The following is a 19,169-nucleotide window of genomic DNA, read 5'->3' on the forward strand; positions in this document are numbered from 1 at the left end:
CCGGTGTGAGCCTTTAGCGTCGACACCATGAGCAATGACACGAGTAATCGAATCGCCTACTACCGCTACGGTTCCCCGGAGGTCCTTTGCTGGGAGCCTGACGAACCTTCTGATCCGCGGGCAGGAGAGGTACGGATCCGGCAGGAGATGATCGGGGTCAATCCGGTGGACTGGAAGATGGTCGCCGGATACTTCCGGCACACTGACCGTGTGCCGTTCCCGCACGTCCCGGGGTGGGCAGGCACCGGGGTGGTCGAGGCTGTCGGAACTGGAGTGACTCATGTCCGCATCGGCGATCCGGTGATTGCCGGTGCCCGTGGAGGGGCGTTCCGGGAGGATCTGGTGGTGGATGCCAGCCTCGTCGTGTCCCGTCCGGACTCGCTGAGTATCGAGCAGGCGGCAGGGCTGCCGTCCTCCGCAGTGGCCGGGTATTCGCTGGTCGAGAACCTCGGTGTGACGGCGGGGGACACACTGCTGGTGCATGGCGCCGCCGGCAGCGTCGGCTCCGCGGCGGTGCAGATCGCTGTAAGTCGGGGAGCCAGGGTCATCGGGACGGCATCGGCAGGTAACCACGACTACCTGCGCTCGCTCGGCGCGGTCGCCGTGGAGTACGGCCCCGGGCTCCTCGACTCACTGGGGCGCCACCGTCCCATTGATGCCGTCGCTGATGCCGTCGGCGGGCGGGAAACGGTGGCCGTGACTCGTGAGGTCCTGGGCGCGGGCGGTCGTGCCGTTACGGCGTGGGGAGACCCCCACTCGGACGCCGCCGGAATTCCGTGGGTGCGACACCCGGCGGACGAGTTGGAACAGACCGTGGCACTGGCTGCGCAGGGCGTGGTCAGCGTGAGGATCGGTGCGACCTTTCCACTGGCGCGGGCTGCAGACGCGCTGACGTTCAGTCAGACGGGGCATCCGGCCGGAAAGATTCTGCTGGTTCCCTGACCTGGAGGGTCACTGTGCAGAAGGGGCAGGGTTCCAGTTGAGGACGAGATCGATGAGCCCCGGGAATCTGCTGTTTAAGTCGTGGAGACGCACGCGGCTCCGGCGTTCAAGGCCGTACTGGCGCTGGGTGATCACTCCGGCCTCACGCAGAGCCTTGAAATGGTGGGTCAAGGTGGACTTCGGCCTGTCGAACCCGAACCAGCCGCAGGTCTGGTCGAACTCTTCCGCGCCGCGAAGAAGGCGTTGGACGATCGTCAGTCGTAGCGGTTCGGACAGGACCCCCATGACCCGCTCGAGGCGAATGTCTTCTGCGGCAGGCTCTGACAACCGGTCGGGATGGCCAGAGCCGTCGTCGTCTTCGCACTGGTCCTCGGAGGTTTTGCGCTGATCGCGCTCCCCGTCGTCGCTGGCAGCACTCACCGGTACCTCGAGGAACCGGTGACGGACGAGCCGTCGTCCGCAGTCGCGGAGCCGACGAGTCGCTCAACGGTTGTCATCGTGGCACATCCTGATCTTGACGAGTCCCGGGTGAACGCCACCTGGGTGCAGGCTCTTCGCAAGGATGGCCTGGTGGACCTGCGGATTCTGTCCGAAAGCAGAGGAGACAGAGGCTTCGATGCTGCGGCGGAGCAGGCGGTGCTCGCCGACCATGCACGTATCGTCCTGCAGTTTCCCTTCCGCTGGTACAATGCTCCGCCGTTACTCGCGGAATGGCTTGAAGTTGTTCTTGAACGGGGGTGGGCCTACGGTCCGGGCGGTCATTCGCTGGAGGGCAAAGAGCTCTGCATCGCTGTCTCGACCTGGTCACGGGCCGACGACTACCTGCCCGACGGGCGTTACCGGACGACGATGGACGAGTTGACGTCGCCCTTCGCCGCTACCGCAGCCCGCGTGGGTATGCGCTACGGGGGAGGCTTCTTCCTGCACGGCGTCGGTGATCTCAGCAATGCTGAACTTGACCGTGCGGCACAGGATTACGCCCGGTGGGTCAACAACTAAGCACCTGAATCAGGCGCTCCTGTATGGATGCGCAGGGCTTCGATGAACTCCCGGTACAGTTCATCGCGAGCGACGAGCTCATGGTGGGTACCGGAGTCACGGACCTTTCCTCCGTCCAGGACCACGATCTGATCAGCATCGAGAATGGTGGACAGCCGGTGGGCTATGGTCACTACGGCTCCGGTTCGGGCAGCTGTACTGATGACCTTCTGGATCGCGGCCTCGGTCGTGCCGTCCAATTGCGCGGTGGCCTCGTCCAGCAACAGAACGTCCGGTCTGTGCACCAGCGCTCGTGCCACGGCCAGGCGCTGGCGTTCGCCTCCGGAGAGATTGGTGTCCGCCACAGCGCTGTCGAGTCCTTCCGGGAGTGTCTGAATCTTCGCGTCCAGTTGCACGGCGGAAAGAGCGTCCCACGCCTCCTGGTCAGAGGCGTCGGGGGCGCGGAACAGGACGTTGTCCCGGACGGTACCGGGGATGACCGGGGTCTCCTGCTCGACATAGGCGATGCGTGAGCGCACGTCGTTGATGCTCAACCGCTCGTAGGGAACGCCGTCGAGCTCCAGGCGTCCCGAGCGCGGGTCGATGAAACGCAGCAGCAGCGAGAACACGGTTGTCTTTCCTGCTCCCGACGGCCCGACGACGGCGAGATGCCCGGTCCGCGGGACCTCGATGGTCACATCGAGCAGTACCGGTTCATCGGCACTCTGGTAACCGGCGGTCACCTGTCGCAGCGCCAGTGCCGGTCCGCCGTCCGAGGATGCATTCTGTGGGCCGTCGGCGGGCCGTGCGTCGGTGTCTTCGAGCGCCAGGTGCTCTGTCTCCTGGATACGTGCGGCGGCGGCCAAGCCGGACTGGATGGACGAGAATGCCCCGGCCAGAGAGGTGATCGGATCGACAATATTGAAGGCGTACATCAGAAAAGCCACCAGCGTCGATACGGCGAGCTCGCCCGAACTCACCCGCCACGCACCCAGCCCCAGGATCACGATGATCGCCAACTGCATGCCACCGCCGGCCACCGTCCAGATCAGCGAGGAGTACCAGACGGACCGGATGGAGTAGCGCGCGGACTCCTCCGCCTTACCGGTGACGCGGTTGATCTCACGGTCTTCGGCACGACTCGACTTCACCGTGCGTAGGGCCCGCATCCCGCCCTCCAGCGTTGACCCGAGTTCTCCGATCGCGTCCTGCGCCTGTTTGTCGGCCCTACCGATCTGGGGCACGAGAACGCCGAACATCACACCGATGATGAGCAGTGCCAGCAAGGTGGTCGCCAGCAACGGAAGGTCGAGGAGCGCCATCAGGACGATGGTGCCGACCAGGGACACCGCTCCGTTGATCAGTTGGACAACGCTGGACGTTGCGGCCTCGCGGAGCAGCACGGTGTCGCTGGTGACCCTGGTGACAAGCTCACCGGTCTTGAAACGCTGGATCTGCTCCAGGCGTGCACGGAAGAACCGGTGGATAAGCGACCGGCGGGCGTCCAACACGATATGCTCCGCCAGTCGGCCGAGCAGCACGCTCTGTACGAAGCCGGCGAGGGTGCCGACGAGCAGGAGCGCCACCAGGATTGTCACCGGGCCGGCGAGACCACGGTCGGTACCCAACCCGTCCAGAACCCATTTCGCTGCCATCGGGGTCGCCAGTGTGACCGCGGTGGCGAACAGTCCGAGGAGAACGCCGACGAGGAGAATGCGCAGGTGTGGCCGCGCGTAGGAGACCAGCAGTGAAAGCCCTTTACGGAGGGGGACGTCGGCCGTCGAGGCGTCAGGAGTAGTCATTGTTTGCCGCGAGAGCGCACAGGCGCTCGCGTTTCTGCTCGAGTGTGCTTTGCTGGGCCGTCAGCTTTGTGGCCAGGGCATCGAGTTCGGCACGCAGATCCGGGCACATCTCCAGCGACAGGCCGTGGTCACCGGTGCGGGCGCAGTCGATGTAGCGGCGGATCGGATCAGTTCCCAGGCCGGCAGCGATCATGGTCTGGATCTGCGCCACTCGAACGACATCCTGCTCTGCGTAGATCCGGTAGTCGTTGGTGTCGCGGTGCGGAATCAGTAGTCCGCGTTCCTCGTAGTGGCGCAGTGCGCGGGTGGATACCCCGGTCCGGTCCGCCAGTTCACCGATGAGCACATGTCCTCCTCGTGGATTTGACCTTCACACTAACGTGAACCCCTATCGTTCCGTCGCATGGTAACTGGAACAACCCCACGACATGCATCGATCATCCATGGCTACGGTGCGGCACCCGACGATCACTGGTTCGGCTGGCTCGCCGAACATCTTCGTGCCAACGGAACCCCGACCACCGTCCCCGCTCTACCCGACCCCCTTAACCCGGACCCCGTGAAGTGGTCCGACGCTGTGCGCACCGCGGTCGGGGAGGTGGACGAGAACTCGGTCATCGTCACGCACAGTCTCGGATCCCTCACCGCCCTTCGGTTTCTGCGGTCACTGAGTGGTGCATGGCGCCTGGGGGCGCTGGTGCTGGTCTCCGGCTTCATTGACCGACTTCCCGCCCTGCCCGAACTGGACGACTATATTGCGGACGGATGTGATGTGACAGGACTGGACGGTCACATCGACCGAATCACCGTTCTGCGTTCCGACAACGATTCCCTCGTCCCGCCGTCGCACACGGATCGGCTGGCCGAGCTTCTGGGGACGGCGGCACAGGTTGTACCCGGCGCCGGCCATTTTCTGGCCGCTGACGGCGTCACCTCGTTGCCCGAGGTCTTGGAGGTCATCGGACAGTGAGATTCATGAAAGACCCCATGTATATCCGCATGGCCGTCCTGATTCTGGCCATTTTCTGCGTCGGTACCGCGGAACTCTCACCCAGCGGCATGCTGGGCGAGCTGTCCCGGGACATGTCCGTGACCATCCCCACTGCGGGTCTCCTGGTCACCGTGTACGCACTGACGGTGGTCTTCGGTGGACCGATCATCACTGCCGTCACCACCCGGATCCGACGCAAACACCTGTTGGTCCTTCTTCTGCTCGTCTTCGTCCTCGGCAACGTGGTCTGCGCCACCGCCCCCAGCTTCGGCGTCCTGCTCGTCGGTCGGGTGATCACCGCCGTTATCCAGGGAACTTTCATGGCCGTCTGTGTCGTCACCGCCGGTGCCATGGTCGCTGAGAATCGGCAGGGATCCGCGGTGGCGGGCACGCAGTTCGGTGTCACGCTGGCTACTGTGCTCGGCGTGCCGTTCGGGACACTGATGGCACAGCAGGTGGACTGGCGGGCAACGTTCGGCACCGTCGCCGTCCTTGCCTCTGTCGCAATCATTCTCATCCTGCTGACGATCCCCGACGCCGGTACTTCATCGGATAGCTCCTCGGTGCGACATGAAATCCTGGCGTTCGCGAACCGGCAGGTGATCGGCACCGTACTGGCTACGGTGTTGTGCTCGGGTGCCATGTTCACGGTCATCACCTACATGGTGCCCTTGCTTACTGACGTCGGAGGTTTCCCCGCAGCGTGGGTCTCCGCGGTACTCCTTGCCTACGGCGTTGGCTCCATTATCGGCAACGTCATCGGTGGCCGGTGCGCCGACCGTTCCGTCGAGGCCACCGTCCTCGGACTCTCCTGGGCGCTCGCCGTCGTGTGCGTCATCTTCTGGATCGCCGCCCCCTCGGCGGGTGGCAGCGCAGCTTTGCTCGTCTTGTTCTCGATCGCGACGTTCGCACTGATCCCGGGGCTACAGGTGAGGATCCTCTCGACGGCGTCGGACGCCCCGACATTGTCGTTGACGGTCAATATGGCAGCTTTCGCGCTGGGTGCCGCGCTCGGGTCGTGGGCCGGGGGACAGGTCATCACCCTCGGCTTCGGCGTCCGCGCCGTGACTCTCGCTGCCGCCCTGTTCGGTGCCCTCGGCGCACTCGTGATCACGCAGGTCGTGTATGCCGCTCGGCGTGCCACTGCGTCGACGACGGACGGGAGCGCAGCGGGGATCGAGGCTTCGCGATGAGAGGATCCACGGGGCATACCCGAGTCAACGCAACAGCGACGGCCAAGCTGATCGCGCTTGCCGGGGCGACGTTCGTCTACGTCACCTTCGAGGTGTTTCCTGTGGGGCTCATCCGGGACATCGCAGACGGCGTCGACGTCAGTGAAGGGCAGGTCGGCTTGCTGGTCAGTGGTTATGCGATCGTCGCTGCTTGCGCCACGATCCCCACGGTGGCGCTCGCTTCGCGGGTATCACGTCGAACTGCCCTCGTTGTCGCGCTTGTCTTCCTCGTCACCGCGGAAACGCTTACCGTCGCATCGACGTCGTTTGCGATGCTCGCTGTCAGTCGGCTCATTGCTGCACTCACTCACGGCGTGGTCTGGTCACTGGTGGCGCCCGCCGCTGCGACACTCGTCCCCCGTGAGCGGGTCGGTACCGCGACTGCCGTGGTGTTCGGCGGAGCCTCGCTGGCGTTGATCCTCGGCAGCCCCGGAACCACCTTCATCGGTGGGATCATCGGCTGGCGGGCCACTGCTCTTCTGCTCACCGCAGCGACGATCGTAGTCACCGTCGCCGTCTTCTACTCTCTACGGTCAGTGGGGGAGGGAGCTGCAGTGCCACACGGGGACGCCAGGACGTCTCGCGACGAGGTGAACTGGCGGGCCGTGCTGGTGCTCTGCGGGATCTCGATCCTGCTTGTCACCGCGCACTTCATCTCCTACACCTACATCGCGGTCATCATCACCGAGGCCACGGGGACGGCGAACCTTGTGGTCGCAGTACTCACGTTCTTCGGTCTTGCTGGAGCTGTCGGTACGGTCGTCATCGGACGAGTCATCGACCACGGGCCACGGCGTGCGGAGGTGGTCACGATGTCGATGTTCGCTGCCGGTCTGGTGATCCTTGCACTGCCCATGCTGCCGCTGCCCACGGGGCTTCAGTACGCCGGAGTGTTCTTTGCCGCAGCGGTGTGGGGGCTGGCGTTCGCCGCTACAGGCCCGGTGTTTCAGACCGGGGTCATGCGTATCGCGGAGGGCGACGCCGACCGGGCGTCCTCGGTGTACGTCACGAGCGTTCAGGTCGGCATCGCCACCGGATCCGCGTTGGGTGCCCCGATCCTGGCCCAGTCCGTCACATGGTTGCCGCAGGTGTCGGCGGTGGTGGCGCTGGTTGTCCTCGTGCTTGTGATCGTCCGCCGTCCGACGTCTGCATCGAAACAGTGATTTGCGACGCTGACATATTTTTCGCAATAATAATGATTTACATGGAAAAGTAAATGCTTTGAGGAAAGCGAGAGACTGCATGAAGAAGACGAACACCTCTGCGGTACTGGCGCTGCTTGCATCATTGATGCTGGTTGGCTGTGGTGGACAGGACACTAACGGCACTGGCTCGGATACGACTGCCACCGAGCAGGCGTCGGCTGTCGAGCGCACTTCCGCGATTGAGGAGGGCGTCTTCTTTGGAGACAGTCTCACTGATGCCGGGACCTACGGATTTCGTTGGACCACCATGCCGGGGGGAAGCTGGGCCCAGATGGTGGCCGAGGAGTTCGGGCAGAGTACTGAGAGCAATGAACATGTCGACAGTGTTGACGATGTACATAATGGGATCCCCGGGAAGCCTGGCCCAGGCGGTTTGAACTATGCCGAAGGTGGGGCGCGAGCCGAAGAACCCTATTCCGCCGTATCTGATAATCCCGAAGGCGCCCCGATCGCAGCAACCGTTCAGCTGGAGCGATATCTGGACCAGCATGGGTCTTTTCATCCGGACCAGCTGGTCTCTCTCTTCATCGGCACGAACGATGTCGCACTGAACTTCGACCCGAGCCAGAACGAGGAGATTGCGGGGAAACTAAGTGGCGACGAGCAGCTGCCCGCCGAAGTCATGAGGGCGGAAGGATCGAGGATAGAGGCCGCTGCCAAATCTGCCGGTGACACAGTACGGAAGATCCTAGACAACGGCGCTGAGCACGTACTTGCCTTCAATCTTTATGATCTCGCTGATGCACCATGGTCCGACAATGCGGCGACACGGGATTTCATGGGGGAGATGACAGATGTATACAACGAGAAGTTCGAGTCTTCGCTTCCTGATGACCCGCGTGTGGATCTGTTTGATTTGCATACCCTTATGAGCGATATCGTGGCCTCTCCGGAGGACTACGGGTTCACCTATGGCGCAAACGAGGATGCCTGCGCTCCTGCTGATGTTGAATGGTGTGAAGAAGATGAGTGGAAGAGTCCGACCGCTGACCGAGACTACGTATTCGCTGGCCGCGTTCACCTCACCACCCGGGCGAACGAGATTATCGCCGACCGAGTTCTTGGGGAGGTTAATGGCGATATGCAGGGCTGAAGACCGTCGCCACAGGACGCGAACTCGACCGTCCGTTCAATAGGACGGCATCTATACCGAACAGCGGAGATGGGAGACCATGATGGCTGGGCGCAACGGCTCGGTGGAACCGAAAGCAGTGATCGTCGGGATCTTCGGTGCAGTCGCGGCGATATGGCTCGCCGCACGGAACGACTCCTTCGTCGGCGGACTTATCTTCTTTGCCCTCGTCCTCTGTGGCGCGGGGCTCGTCCACTGGGTGAACCGCAGGGCCGGCAGGTAGCTCAAATAGCTGGGGTTCCTGCTGCATCACATCGGATGGCTACCACAGGGATCGACCGTGCTCGCGATGGGTGTTCTCCTCGAGATGCAGAGCCTTCGCAGGCGGTGGCACTCTGGCTCACCCTCGAAGACGTCTCTGCTGAGGCCGTTTGTCATCTGAGTCACCGCTCAGAGCGATTCTGACCTCCGATTCGTCCTGAGCGGTGACTCAGATGACAGGGCGTGCACACGGAGTCGGGAGCAGGCACGTCGGCCCGGCCCACACCGCCCGGAACCCACCCCGGAAAACTGCCCCGACCACGCCGAATCCAGCGCCGCGACCCCGGGCGCTACACTCTTCCCCGATGGTAATCATGCGTGCAGAGGCGGCCTATCAACGGACAGCGGCGGCCTTCAAGAACCCGACACTCGACCTGCTTCACGGCCGGTACGCGCCGTTCGTCGTCGCAGCGTTGTCGCTGATCTTCACCCCGGACCGTCCCACCGTCGCCATTTCTGATGCACATGTGGAGGTCGGCGACGTCGTGGACGAACTCCGCGCCGCCGGATATGACGAGGATGACCGGGGTTCCCGTGGCCTGCCGTCCGGGAACGGTCGGGAGATCTGCCGCTACTGGGTCCGCGTCGGGTGGCTCGTTCCCCAGATCGAGGACGATGTCGAGGTCTACCGGCTCTCCGCTCAGGCGGTCGGCGCCCTGGAGATCGTCGGACGCAGCGGTCTCGGGCGCGCACGGGTGTCCCGCTCCCGCGTCCGGACCCTCCTCGACGCCGTCGACCAGCTCGCCCATGCGGCGGAGACCGACCCGGAGGAACGCATCGCCACGCTGCGTGCCGAACGTGCGGCGATCGACGAGGAGATCGAACGGCTTGAGCGCGGGGACATCGACCCGGTCGACGACGATCAGCTCCTGGAAGAGGCGGAGAACGTCGTCCACCTGTCCCGTGAGCTTCCCGCTGACTTCGCCCGGGTGGCGGAGTCGATCAATGCGATGCAGCGCGATGTCGTCGCCGACCTCCGGCGGGACGTCCGCCCGACCGGCGAGGTGCTGCGGGAGTACCTGCACCGTGGTCAGCATGTCATGGAGGCCACCCCCGAGGGTCGTGCCTTCTCCGGTGCACTCAACCTCATCGGCGACCCGGAGAACATCGACCACCTCACCGACCAGCTCAGCATGCTGATGGCGTTGCCCTTCTCCCGGCACATGAGTGCCGATCAACGCCGCGAACTGCTCGCCATCGCCCGCCGCGTCGAGCAGGGCGTGCAGGAGGTGCTGACGGCGCAACGTCGCGCGTCCCACGTGATCACCGCGCAGGTGAGAACCCACGACCCCGTCCGTGACCGCGAGGTCGACGACCTGCTGCGCAACGTCATGTCAGGCCTGCAGGCCTGGATGCAGGAGACGAAGACCGATTCCCGTGGACATGACGCCGTCGAGCCGCTGCGCAGTTTCCCCACCGCGCATCCCGGGCATCTGCGCCAGACACTCAACGACCTGCACCTGCCGGGCGCCCCGGAGCCGCTTCGACGCGAGGATGACGACGGGACCGACATCGAGTTCCTTCACGCCGACACGCGCGCCTGGGGTGGGCCCCACTACCCGGAGCTGGAGCAGTTCGTCGCGGACCTCGACGGCCCCTTCGATCTGGCCACGGCCTTCGGCACGGTGCCGGACGACTCCCGGCGTCCCGTCGACCTGCTGGGGCTGCTGGAGATCGCCCACCGCAACGGCATGGAGGAGGGCGAGGAGATGTCCGTCGTCGAGACGCTCCGTCCGGACGGTACTGTCAGACGGTTCGCCTTCGGAGCTGTCACCGCCCAGTCTGTACAAGGAGCAGAAGAATGACCGAGAACGATCCGTTCATCGACACAGTCTCGATGGAGCAGGACCCGGACGAATGCTTCGCCGGTGACCGCGGCGTACTCGACCCGGAGGTGCGGCGCGTACTGGTGCGGTTGTTGCAGCGCCGGTTCCTGCAGGCCGACCGTAACCGCGACGACTGGAAGGTGCTGATGGACAACCAGCAGGTCATCGAGTCGAGGCTGCACGACCTGTTTGTCCGGCTGGTGGTCGATTCCGGCCGTGGGGTCGCCTACAAACAGCAGGTGCGCTCCGATGAACTCGATGTGCCGATCCTGCTCCGCGACGAGGCCTACACCCGGGCCGAGACACTGGTGCTGGTCTACCTGCGCACCGTCTACCAGCGCGAGTCCACCGCCGGTGAACTTGCCGCCCGGGTGGACGTCGAGGAGGTGGAGCAGACCGTGATGACCTACTTCACCGAGGCCAACGGCGACATCGCACGCCGACAGAAACTGATCCGAAATGCCCTGGGCCGGCTGCGCCAGGAAGGCATCATCGACGAGGAGACCGAGGGGCGCTACCGGATCAGCCCGCTGGTCGAGATCGTGCTCAGTGCCGACCGGCTGCGTGAACTCAACGACTGGCTGCAGGAACAGACACGGAGTGGACAGACACAGGGAGGCACTGAGCTGTGACCATGCTCGACACATTGTTCGGACTGGTGCCGGCGGAGTCCCGCGGGCAGCAGTGGCTCGCCGACGAACTTCACCTGGTCAACTGGGGCGGGTACGACGGCGCCCATCGGGTGAAGTTCTCGCCCGAGGCGACGCTGCTGTGTGGCGGGTCCGGCTCCGGGAAGTCCACACTGATGGACGCCTACATCGCCCTGATGATGCCGCACACGACCCCGTTCAACGGCGCATCCAACGGCGGTGTGACGGGACGTCCCCGCGGGGAGGACCAGCGCAACATCCTGTCCTACGGCCGCGGGAAGATCGACGAGTCCCGCACCGATGACGGAACCCAGGTCACCGTCCTGCGCGGTGACGGGTGCGACACCTGGACCGCGGTGTCGATGACCTGGCGTGACCACGACGGTTCGCGGTTCACCGCGGTGCGCGCCTGGTACATCCCGGCATCGGCCCGGGTGCTCGACGACACGGTGAAGGTCCGCGGTGTGGTCGACGGGGACTTCGACCTCGCCGCGCTCGAGGGTGCCGCGACGCAACGGCTCTCGGACGCCGCGGTGAAGGCGACGGGTCTGGAAACCATGGCCACCGACCGTGAGTTCCTGGCGCGCGTGCACTCGGTGCTGGGTATCGGGGCCGCCGGAGCAGGTGCCAAGGCCATGAGCCTGCTTGCCCGCATCCAGGCGGGTCAGCAGATCACCACCGTTGATGAACTCTACAAACGCATGGTGCTCGAAGAACCCGAGACGATGGCCACCGCCGACGCCGTCGTCGCCCACTTCGACGAACTGGAGAGCACCCGGAGCCGGATGGTCACCGCGCAGAAACAGGTGCGGATGCTGCAGCCTGTCCGTGGGATCCGGACGAAGATCGAGGACTCCGCCGAGCGTCTGCGCCTGCTCGATGAGATCGGACGCTTCTCGGACCCGTCGTCGCTGGCGGCCCTGTGGCGCACGGGACGCCGACTGGAGCTGCTCCACGAGGCGGAGACCGAGGTCCGGAAGCAGAAGCAGGCGGCGGACGCCGACGTCCGGGCGCAGGCGGCCCTGGCCGAGGCAGCGGAGGTGGAACGCGACGGTCTGCTGGACGTCCTGCGGCATTCCGGCGGCGACCGGTTGGACACCGCCGAGCGTGAGCTCGCACAGGTGGAACGTCGGCTGACGGCGGTACAGCAGAACCGCGCGCGGTTCGACGGGAACATCGTCTGCCTCGAGCAGGACATCGATTCCGAACAGGACTTCACCGCGTTGGCGGAGCGTGCCCGCGCCGCCCTCGCCGACCCCGGGGCCAAGACCTCCGTCCGCGACGGTTATGCGGAATCCCGTGTGGAACTGAAGAAGCTGCGGCGCCAGCTCGCCGAGCTGGAGACCGAACAGCGGTGGACCGAGCAACGCAGGGACAACATCCCGGAACGTCTCCATGTCGCCCGTCGACTTCTGGCGGACGCTGCGGGCCTGCAGATCGACGATCTGCCGTTCGTCGGTGAGCTCGTCGACGTGTCGACCGAGTACGAACCCTGGCGGGAGGCGTTCAACCTCGCCTTGGGCGGGTTCGCCACGACCATGCTCATCGACGCCGATGACCTGCCGCGCTTCCGTGCTGCCGTCGATGCGGTCCGCACGGACGTCCGGCTGCGGTACGAAGGCGTGCACACCGACTTCGAACAGCGCGACAGCCTCGACCCCCACTGCCTGCCCGGACGACTCGACTACCGGGACACCGCCTTCACCGGGTGGCTGCAGGACCGGCTGGAACGACAGTTCGGGTTCCACTGTGTCGATTCCTTCGATTCCGCCGAGGGGCTTTCAGCGCGGCAACCCGCGCTGACGATCACCGGTCAGGTGTCCCAGGGGGACCGTGGCGCCCATGGCGGTCACGGCGGGCGTAATGTGCTGGGATTCTCCAGCCGACGGCGACTGGCGGAACTGGGCGACAGTATCGCGGCCCTCCGTGACGAGATCAACGGTGCCGAAGCCGCTGAGCGACGGGCAGGCGCCGAACTGGATGCTCTGGATGCCCGCCATGCCGCCTACGCGCGGGTGACCGACGTGACCTGGGACCAGATCGACGTCCGCACCGTCGAGCAGGAACGTGACCGCTGGGCCGGCATCATCGCCGAGATCACCGACGGTAACCCGGAGATCGCCGACCTGCAGCAACAGATCGCGGATCTGAAAGCTAAGGTCACCCGGTTGCAGGAGAGCACCGGTCGCGCCAAAGGCGAACAGGACCGGCTGGCTCGCCAGTGGGCCGACACGGTCGACGAGGTCGATGCAGCGCAGGAGGCCCTCGACGAGGCGGAAAGCGCCGGGCGGACCTTGAACGACGCCCAGACGTCCTACCTGAACGAGCGTTTCGACCCGGCCGGGGACACCGCATCCGGATCCCGGCTCGCCCGCTTCGACGCCGCGCTCGACACCGCGTCCCGACGACTCGAAGAGGACCGTGGGGCCGCTCAAGCCACGCTGACCGAGCAACGCGAGTCGTTGCGTCGCACCCTTGAGACCTTCCTCGACACCTGGCCGAATCCCACGCTGCGTGCTGATCCGGACACGTCCCTCAAGGACTTCGAGCGGATTCTCGAGGACCTGGAGACCAGCGGTCTGCACGAGCTGGAGGCGGAGTGGAAGAACAGTCTGCTGACACTGTCGGGCAACGACCTCACCAACCTGGAATCGACCTTGGGTCGGTCACTGCGGGAGATCCGGGAGCGGATTGAGCCGATCAACCGGATCATGGAGAACCTGCCGTTCTACGACGACGACCACCGTCTCCAGATCGTCCCCCGGGAAAACCAGTCGGAGGTGCGCCGACGGTTCCGCAAGGACCTGCGGGACGTCCGCAGCCTGATCGAGGACGCCGTCAACGACGCGGAGCGGGAACAGGCCTACGAGCGCATGGCACGGTTGATCAACCGTATGCGTCGGACCGCGCCCGACTTCGCCGACCTGGTTGACGTGCGTAACCACGTACGGGTCAGCGCGGAGAAGATCGATGCGGAGACCAAGGAGCATGCCGCACTGTACGACCACATCGGAGAGAAGTCCGGAGGTGAGTCGCAGGAGTTGATCGCCTTCATCGTCGGCGCTGCGCTGCGCTACCAGCTCGGTGACGCCGACGCTGAACGGCCCCGGTATGCGCCGGTCTTCCTGGATGAGGCGCTGATCAAGGCGGACGCGCACTTCACCAAACGTGCCATCGGCGCGTGGCGTGGTCTGGGATTCCAGCTGGTCATCGGGGCCCCGAATGACAAGTACAGTGCGATCGAACCGCATGTGGACGTCGAGTACGACATCCTCAAGGACACCCGGGGCCGCTCCTGGGCGAAGCCGAAGGTGGGTCTGCCTGTCTAGCCGTCGTCGGTGCGGCGGGTAACTTTCAATTCGCCGGGGGCAGTCGCGGTGAGGTGCCAGTTCTTCGCGCTGATCGCCGTTCCCGCGCCGGTGGTGTAGGCGCTCACGAGCAGACGGCCGTGTGAGGGGTTACCGCCGTCACCGGAAAAAAATTCGGCCTCTGCCTCCGACTCGTCGGAGAAGATCAGCAGACACTCGGCAGGATCAGCGGGGAACTGCTGGCCGTCCCGGAGACGCAGTACCGCCCCGGGGAAGAGGTGGGAATGGCTCACGCGGAGGGTGATGAGGCTGTCCATACGACTTATCGTACGGAGGATTCTCAGCGGGCCGTGAACACCTTCAGAGACCAGGCGCACACCACCACCGCGACGAGGGCGACGACGCCGTTCGTCACTGCGGCAGCGGCCGTCACCTCGTCGAAGTCGGACAAGGACACCACCACATCCAGGAAGATCAGGACGGTGCCGAGGAACAGCAGCGTCACGCAGCTGACCACTCCTCCGGTGCGGAGGACGTGACAGAGCCACGCCGCCCCGATGAGCAGGGGGCCGAGAACCAGGGAGACCAGGAACACGGTTCGGTGCCGTGCCGTCCTACTGCTGGGTGGTGTTGACGATGTAGAGGTCGCACGCGGCTTCCGCCGCCACCTTGCGTGCCACGCTGCCGAGGATCCGCGAGATGCCCTGGACGTGCTTGTTGCCGACGACGATGGTGTCGGCACCGAGCTTCTCGGCCTGGAGCAGGAGCACGTCGGCCGGGGTTCCTTCCACGGCGGAGGCGTGGACGGTCAGTGACGGGTAGGCCTCGCGCAGGACGTCGGCCACGGAGTCGGCGACCTGCTGGGAGGCGCGCGAGTAGCCGTCGGTGAGTTTCTGGTAGGCGGCGGAGGTTCCGGGCCCCATGTTGTTGCTCTTGGCTGCCTGCAGGGTGACGGACGCGCTGATGCTGTATGCGGAGAGCACGTGCAGTTCCGCGCCGATTCCGTCGGCCAGCTCCGCTGCCTTCTGCGCAGCGGCGAGCGCTGTCTGGCTGGAGTCGACTCCGGTCACAATTGTCTTCGTCATCGTGCGCCTTTCGGAAAGTGTCGCGGACACCGCGGTGGTTTATGTTCCGTCAGTGTAGCTTGTCTCGGAACGTCAACGGTGGGTCGTGTTGACGATGTAGAGATCGCAGCTGGCCTCGGCCGCGACTTTCCGTGCGACACTGCCGAGGATCCGGGAGAACCCCTGGACGTGCTTGTTACCCACCACGATGGTGTCGGCCTTCAACGTCCGGGCCTGCTGAAGGAGCACCTCGGCGGGCGTGCCTTCCTCCGCAGAGGCCTTGATCGTCAGGTCCGGATGCGTCTCGCGGAGGACGGCGGCGACAGCATCCGCGACCTGGGCAGCCGCCCGGGCCTGTCCGTCGGTCAGGTTCTGGTAGGCCACCGAGGTGGAGATCCCGAGGTCCTTGGTCTTGAAGGACTGGAGGGTGTCGGCGGTGCTGATGCTGTAGGCGCAGAAGACGTGGAGCTCTGCCCCCAGGCCTTCGGCGAGCTCGGCTGCTTTCTCCGCGGCGTTGAGAGCCGTCTGGCTGGAGTCCACGCCGGTCACGATTGTTCTGGACGTCTCGGTCATCGTGTGCCTTCCTCGTTGGCCTCGTTGGCCTCGTTGTCTTCGTTGTCCTTGTCGTGCTGATTGCCGGTCGACGCCGGTGCAGTCGTGACATCGACAGGATCGTCGTCCGCGTGGTCGTCCGGGTGATTATCACGGACACTGCTGAGCTGGTCGGCTTTGTCGATCAGTTTAGGCCGTCGGACGGCCTGCCAGATGGCGAAGCCGATGGACGCCAGGGTCAGGATTCCCAGGACGAGCGGGATGGGTTCGAGCATCCACCGGAAGCTGCCGTCGTTGATGATCATGGCGCGACGGAACCCGCTTTCGGCGATCGGGCCGAGGATCACACCGATGATCAGCGGCGCCAGCGGGAAGCCACCCTTGACCATGATGTAGCCCAGGATCGCCGCCAGGAACATCACCAGTACGTCGAAGACGCTGGAGCGCATGGCGTAGGAGCCGACGACGGCCAGGACGATCACCGACGGCCAGAGCAGGCGTGGTGGGACGGACTCGATGAGCTTCACCCAGAAACCTGTTCCGAACCAGCCGAGGACCAACAGGACGAGGTAGACGACGGCGAAGCCGATGAACAGGCCGTAGATCAGGTCCGGGCTACCGGTGAACAGCGTCGGTCCGGGCTGCAGGCCGTGCACGGTCAGGGCGCCGATCAACACCGCGGAGGTGACGTCGCCGGGGATGCCGAGAGTCAGGGTGGGGACCAGCGCACCGGCGGTGCCGGCGTTCTTGGCGGACTCGGCGGCAGCGATACCACGCGGGTCGCCCTTTCCGTACCGGGACTTGTCCTTCGCCGCCCGCTTGGACTCGTTGTAGGCCACGAAGGAGCTGATGTCACCGCCGACGCCGGGAATGATTCCGATGACGAAGCCGATGGCGGAACCCAGGATGCCGGAGGGCATGAGTTTCCGGAACCAGGAGGGCGTGGCACGGAACTTCTCCGGCTTCATCTTGAGGTTCAGTTTGGCGACCCGTTCGACCTGCAGGAAGGCTTCCGAGACGGCGAAGAGACCGATCATCAGCGGGATGAAGGAGATGCCCGAGATCAGGTCGGCGTTGCCGAAGGTCAGGCGGGGGAAGCCCTGGATCGTGTCAAGACCGATCATGGCGATGCCGAGACCGAGGAAGCCGGCGATGAGCCCCTTGACCATCCGGCCCTCCGAGATGGAGGCGATGATGGTCAGTGCGAACAGGGCCAGCATGAAGTTTGCCGAAGAACCGAAGCCCAGGGCGAAGTCAGCGATGACGGGGGAGAAGAAGGCGAGCAGCAGCACACCGACGAAACCACCGATGCAGGAGGCGAGCACCGAGATCTTCAGCGCCTGCACACCTTTTCCGGCCATCGCCATGGCATGGCCGTCGGCGACGGTCGCCGCGGACGCCGGCGTCCCCGGCGTACGGATGAGGATCGCGGGAATCGATCCGGCATACACAGCTCCGCCGTAAATGCCCAGCAGGAGCATCATGCCGGCCAGCGGTTCCAGGGCGAAGGTGAAGGGGAGCAGCAGCGCCACTCCGACGGTCGCGGAGATCCCGGGGAGGGCGCCCACGACCATGCCGATCAGGACACCCAGGACCAGCATGATCACGACCTGGAAGTCTGCGACGGCGCTGAAGCCGTCCATCCAATTACTCATGGCAGGATCCCCTCAATGATGCCGGAGGGCAGGTAGACCCCCAGGGCGTCGGTGAACAGGTAGTAGACGGCGACCGAGATGATGACAGGCACGAGCACGAGCCGGAGGATGCTCCGGATACCCATGATCAACAGGCCGCACACCATGAAGACCAGCGAGGACAGCATGAAGCCCAGCGGCGTCAGCGCGAAGGTGTAGGCCACGCTCGCCACGACGATCAGTCCGGTCCTCAGTCGCGATCCCGGCTCCGGGAGGAAGACGTTCTTCTCGCAGTTGAAGAAGAGCATCACTCCCAGGACGACCAGGGCTCCGCCGATGAGCCGGGGCAGGGCCGCGGTTCCCGGGTCCTCCGGCTGTCCCGGGGCGGGGAACCCGAAGGCCAGGAACAGGACGACCGCTCCCAGCACGATGACGGTGACGGCGATGATGCGGTCGCCGAGCAGGGAACCGTCCTTCACAGGCGTCGCGGTGTCGACAGGGGTGTCGGTGGATGTGTCAGGGGGTGTGGACATCAGTTACCTCCCAGTCCGGCGTCCTCGACGACCGTCTGGTAGCGGTCGTATTCCTCGGAGAGGAAGGCGTCGAAGTCGGCGGCGTTCTTGTACTCCTGGGTGAATCCCAGGTTGTCCATGTAGGTGGAGAAACCTTCGCTCTGGCGTGCCTCGTTGAAGCATCCGTTGAGTTCCTCGACGGCCTCGTCCGGTGTTCCCGCAGGCGCGAAGAGCCCGAGGATGGCGAAACTCGTCCAGTCCATGCCCGCTTCCTTGAGAGTGGGGACCCCTGGCAGGAAGTCGTCCAGGCGGTCTTCACCGGCGATCGCCAGGGCCCGCAGCTGGCCGCCCTCAATGAAGGGCGCGATCTCTGCGGCGCCGACGGACACTGCCCGGGTCTCTCCGCCCATCACGGCCTGCAATGCGCCGGCTGCGCCGCCGTAGGGGACATTGCGGATATTGGGCTGGTCCGCCTCCTGGGCGAGCCCGGCGAAGCCCATGTGGTAGATCGAGCCTGTACCGGAGCTGGCCATGGTGACGTCTTCGTCAGTCGTCAGCAACTCGTCGATGTCCTCGATGTCGGAGTCCGGCAACACGCCGTAGGCGATGGGTTGTTCGCTGTACTGCATGATGCCGCGGACGTCGTCCGGTCCGATTTCGGAGACTCCCAGGTGAGGCAGGATCGACAGCTCGATGGACGCGACGCCGATGGTGTTGCCGTCGGCGGCGGAGGATGCGACGGACTGGAATCCGACGGTTCCGGAGCCGCCGGTCTCATTGCGGATGATGACGTCCCTGCCACAGGTCTGCTGGGCGTAGACGGCCAGCTGTCGGGCGGTGCCGTCGGCGGATCCACCGGGGTCGAAGGGGACGACGAGGTTCAAAGGTGCACCGCTGCCGGAGGACGAGCTCTCCGGTGCATCGTCGGAGCCGCAGGAGGTCAGTGCCAGTGCACCGATCATCGTGAGGGCCATGATGCTGGTGCGTGCGGTGCTGCAGGTTCGTGTTCTTCGTCTGGTTGGGATCTGTCCACTCATTCATGTGTCCTCTGGTCTCAACGTCTTCGGCGACGATCGTTCG

Annotated in this window: 20 protein-coding genes; 10 read left to right on the plus strand and 10 right to left on the minus strand. The window is 64.9% G+C overall.

Annotated features, from left to right (window positions below; all coding sequences use genetic code 11):
* Positions 1–27 precede the first annotated feature (27 nt).
* Entirely contained in the window at positions 28–942 is a 915-nt protein-coding gene (locus BJF89_RS01155; protein ID WP_075811513.1) for an NADP-dependent oxidoreductase, read from the plus strand.
* Between the two features lie 9 nt (positions 943–951).
* Here the strand turns inward: BJF89_RS01155 and BJF89_RS01160 are convergent, their stop codons facing one another.
* Positions 952–1,227 carry a helix-turn-helix transcriptional regulator gene (locus tag BJF89_RS01160; protein WP_139311829.1) on the minus strand — a complete coding sequence of 92 codons (276 nt, stop codon included), beginning with the start codon at positions 1,225–1,227 and terminating at the stop codon, positions 952–954.
* A 51-nt stretch (positions 1,228–1,278) separates the two neighbouring features.
* Between BJF89_RS01160 and BJF89_RS01165 the strand changes: the two genes are divergently transcribed.
* On the plus strand, positions 1,279–1,941 hold the full coding sequence (locus BJF89_RS01165; RefSeq protein WP_083650420.1) for an NAD(P)H-dependent oxidoreductase: 663 nt from the start codon (positions 1,279–1,281) through the stop codon (positions 1,939–1,941).
* Here BJF89_RS01165 and BJF89_RS01170 read toward each other — a convergent pair.
* The gene (locus BJF89_RS01170) at positions 1,938–3,722 is read right to left on the minus strand and encodes an ABC transporter ATP-binding protein (protein WP_075811517.1); all 1,785 of its coding nucleotides are present in this window, start codon (positions 3,720–3,722) and stop codon (positions 1,938–1,940) included. The two genes, BJF89_RS01165 and BJF89_RS01170, sit on opposite strands and share 4 nt — an antisense overlap.
* Positions 3,709–4,068 (minus strand): MerR family transcriptional regulator, encoded by a 360-nt coding sequence (locus BJF89_RS01175; protein ID WP_075811519.1) that lies wholly within the window; start codon positions 4,066–4,068, stop codon positions 3,709–3,711. Before BJF89_RS01175 ends, BJF89_RS01170 begins: the two co-directional genes overlap by 14 nt.
* Positions 4,069–4,125: 57 nt before the next feature.
* Between BJF89_RS01175 and BJF89_RS01180 the strand changes: the two genes are divergently transcribed.
* The 8 genes from BJF89_RS01180 (at position 4,126) to BJF89_RS19855 (ending at position 14,348) form a co-directional block, all read left to right on the plus strand.
* On the plus strand, positions 4,126–4,692 hold the full coding sequence (locus BJF89_RS01180; protein WP_075811521.1) for an alpha/beta hydrolase: 567 nt from the start codon (positions 4,126–4,128) through the stop codon (positions 4,690–4,692).
* Between the two features lie 5 nt (positions 4,693–4,697).
* Positions 4,698–5,906, plus strand: coding sequence for an MFS transporter (locus BJF89_RS01185; RefSeq protein WP_083650421.1), 1,209 nt, complete (start codon positions 4,698–4,700; stop codon positions 5,904–5,906).
* Positions 5,903–7,108: an MFS transporter gene (locus tag BJF89_RS01190; RefSeq protein WP_075811525.1), complete on the plus strand. Its 1,206-nt coding sequence runs from the start codon at positions 5,903–5,905 to the stop codon at positions 7,106–7,108. The genes BJF89_RS01185 and BJF89_RS01190 overlap by 4 nt, the downstream gene beginning before the upstream one ends.
* A gap of 79 nt (positions 7,109–7,187) precedes the next feature.
* Complete coding sequence (locus BJF89_RS01195; RefSeq protein WP_075811527.1) at positions 7,188–8,243, plus strand: SGNH/GDSL hydrolase family protein; 1,056 nt, start codon at positions 7,188–7,190, stop codon at positions 8,241–8,243.
* 79 nt (positions 8,244–8,322) lie between these two features.
* Positions 8,323–8,505, plus strand: coding sequence for a hypothetical protein (locus tag BJF89_RS01200; RefSeq protein WP_075811529.1), 183 nt, complete (start codon positions 8,323–8,325; stop codon positions 8,503–8,505).
* 343 nt (positions 8,506–8,848) lie between these two features.
* Positions 8,849–10,348 (plus strand): DUF3375 domain-containing protein, encoded by a 1,500-nt coding sequence (locus tag BJF89_RS01205; protein WP_075811531.1) that lies wholly within the window; start codon positions 8,849–8,851, stop codon positions 10,346–10,348.
* Positions 10,345–11,001, plus strand: a complete 657-nt coding sequence (locus BJF89_RS01210; protein WP_075811533.1) for a DUF4194 domain-containing protein — start codon at positions 10,345–10,347, stop codon at positions 10,999–11,001. Before BJF89_RS01205 ends, BJF89_RS01210 begins: the two co-directional genes overlap by 4 nt.
* Before the next feature lie 2 nt (positions 11,002–11,003).
* Positions 11,004–14,348, plus strand: coding sequence for an ATP-binding protein (locus BJF89_RS19855; protein WP_304441319.1), 3,345 nt, complete (start codon positions 11,004–11,006; stop codon positions 14,346–14,348).
* On the opposite strand, the gene BJF89_RS01220 is transcribed toward BJF89_RS19855, so the two are convergent.
* From BJF89_RS01220 to BJF89_RS01250, 7 genes are all read right to left on the minus strand, one after another.
* Complete coding sequence (locus BJF89_RS01220; RefSeq protein WP_075811537.1) at positions 14,345–14,644, minus strand: hypothetical protein; 300 nt, start codon at positions 14,642–14,644, stop codon at positions 14,345–14,347. The genes BJF89_RS19855 and BJF89_RS01220 overlap by 4 nt on opposite strands.
* A gap of 23 nt (positions 14,645–14,667) precedes the next feature.
* The gene (locus tag BJF89_RS01225) at positions 14,668–14,922 is read right to left on the minus strand and encodes a hypothetical protein (protein ID WP_075811539.1); all 255 of its coding nucleotides are present in this window, start codon (positions 14,920–14,922) and stop codon (positions 14,668–14,670) included.
* A gap of 19 nt (positions 14,923–14,941) precedes the next feature.
* Complete coding sequence (locus tag BJF89_RS01230) at positions 14,942–15,412, minus strand: universal stress protein (RefSeq protein ID WP_075811541.1); 471 nt, start codon at positions 15,410–15,412, stop codon at positions 14,942–14,944.
* Between the two features lie 72 nt (positions 15,413–15,484).
* Positions 15,485–15,964 (minus strand): universal stress protein, encoded by a 480-nt coding sequence (locus BJF89_RS01235; protein WP_075811543.1) that lies wholly within the window; start codon positions 15,962–15,964, stop codon positions 15,485–15,487.
* Entirely contained in the window at positions 15,961–17,598 is a 1,638-nt protein-coding gene (locus tag BJF89_RS01240) for a tripartite tricarboxylate transporter permease (protein ID WP_083650422.1), read from the minus strand. Before BJF89_RS01240 ends, BJF89_RS01235 begins: the two co-directional genes overlap by 4 nt.
* Complete coding sequence (locus BJF89_RS01245; protein ID WP_075811547.1) at positions 17,595–18,110, minus strand: tripartite tricarboxylate transporter TctB family protein; 516 nt, start codon at positions 18,108–18,110, stop codon at positions 17,595–17,597. Before BJF89_RS01245 ends, BJF89_RS01240 begins: the two co-directional genes overlap by 4 nt.
* The gene (locus BJF89_RS01250; RefSeq protein WP_083650423.1) at positions 18,110–19,126 is read right to left on the minus strand and encodes a tripartite tricarboxylate transporter substrate binding protein; all 1,017 of its coding nucleotides are present in this window, start codon (positions 19,124–19,126) and stop codon (positions 18,110–18,112) included. The genes BJF89_RS01245 and BJF89_RS01250 overlap by 1 nt, the downstream gene beginning before the upstream one ends.
* Positions 19,127–19,169: the final 43 nt, after the last annotated feature.

This window comes from Corynebacterium sp. CNJ-954, assembly GCF_001942345.1.
GTDB lineage: Bacteria > Actinomycetota > Actinomycetes > Mycobacteriales > Mycobacteriaceae > Corynebacterium.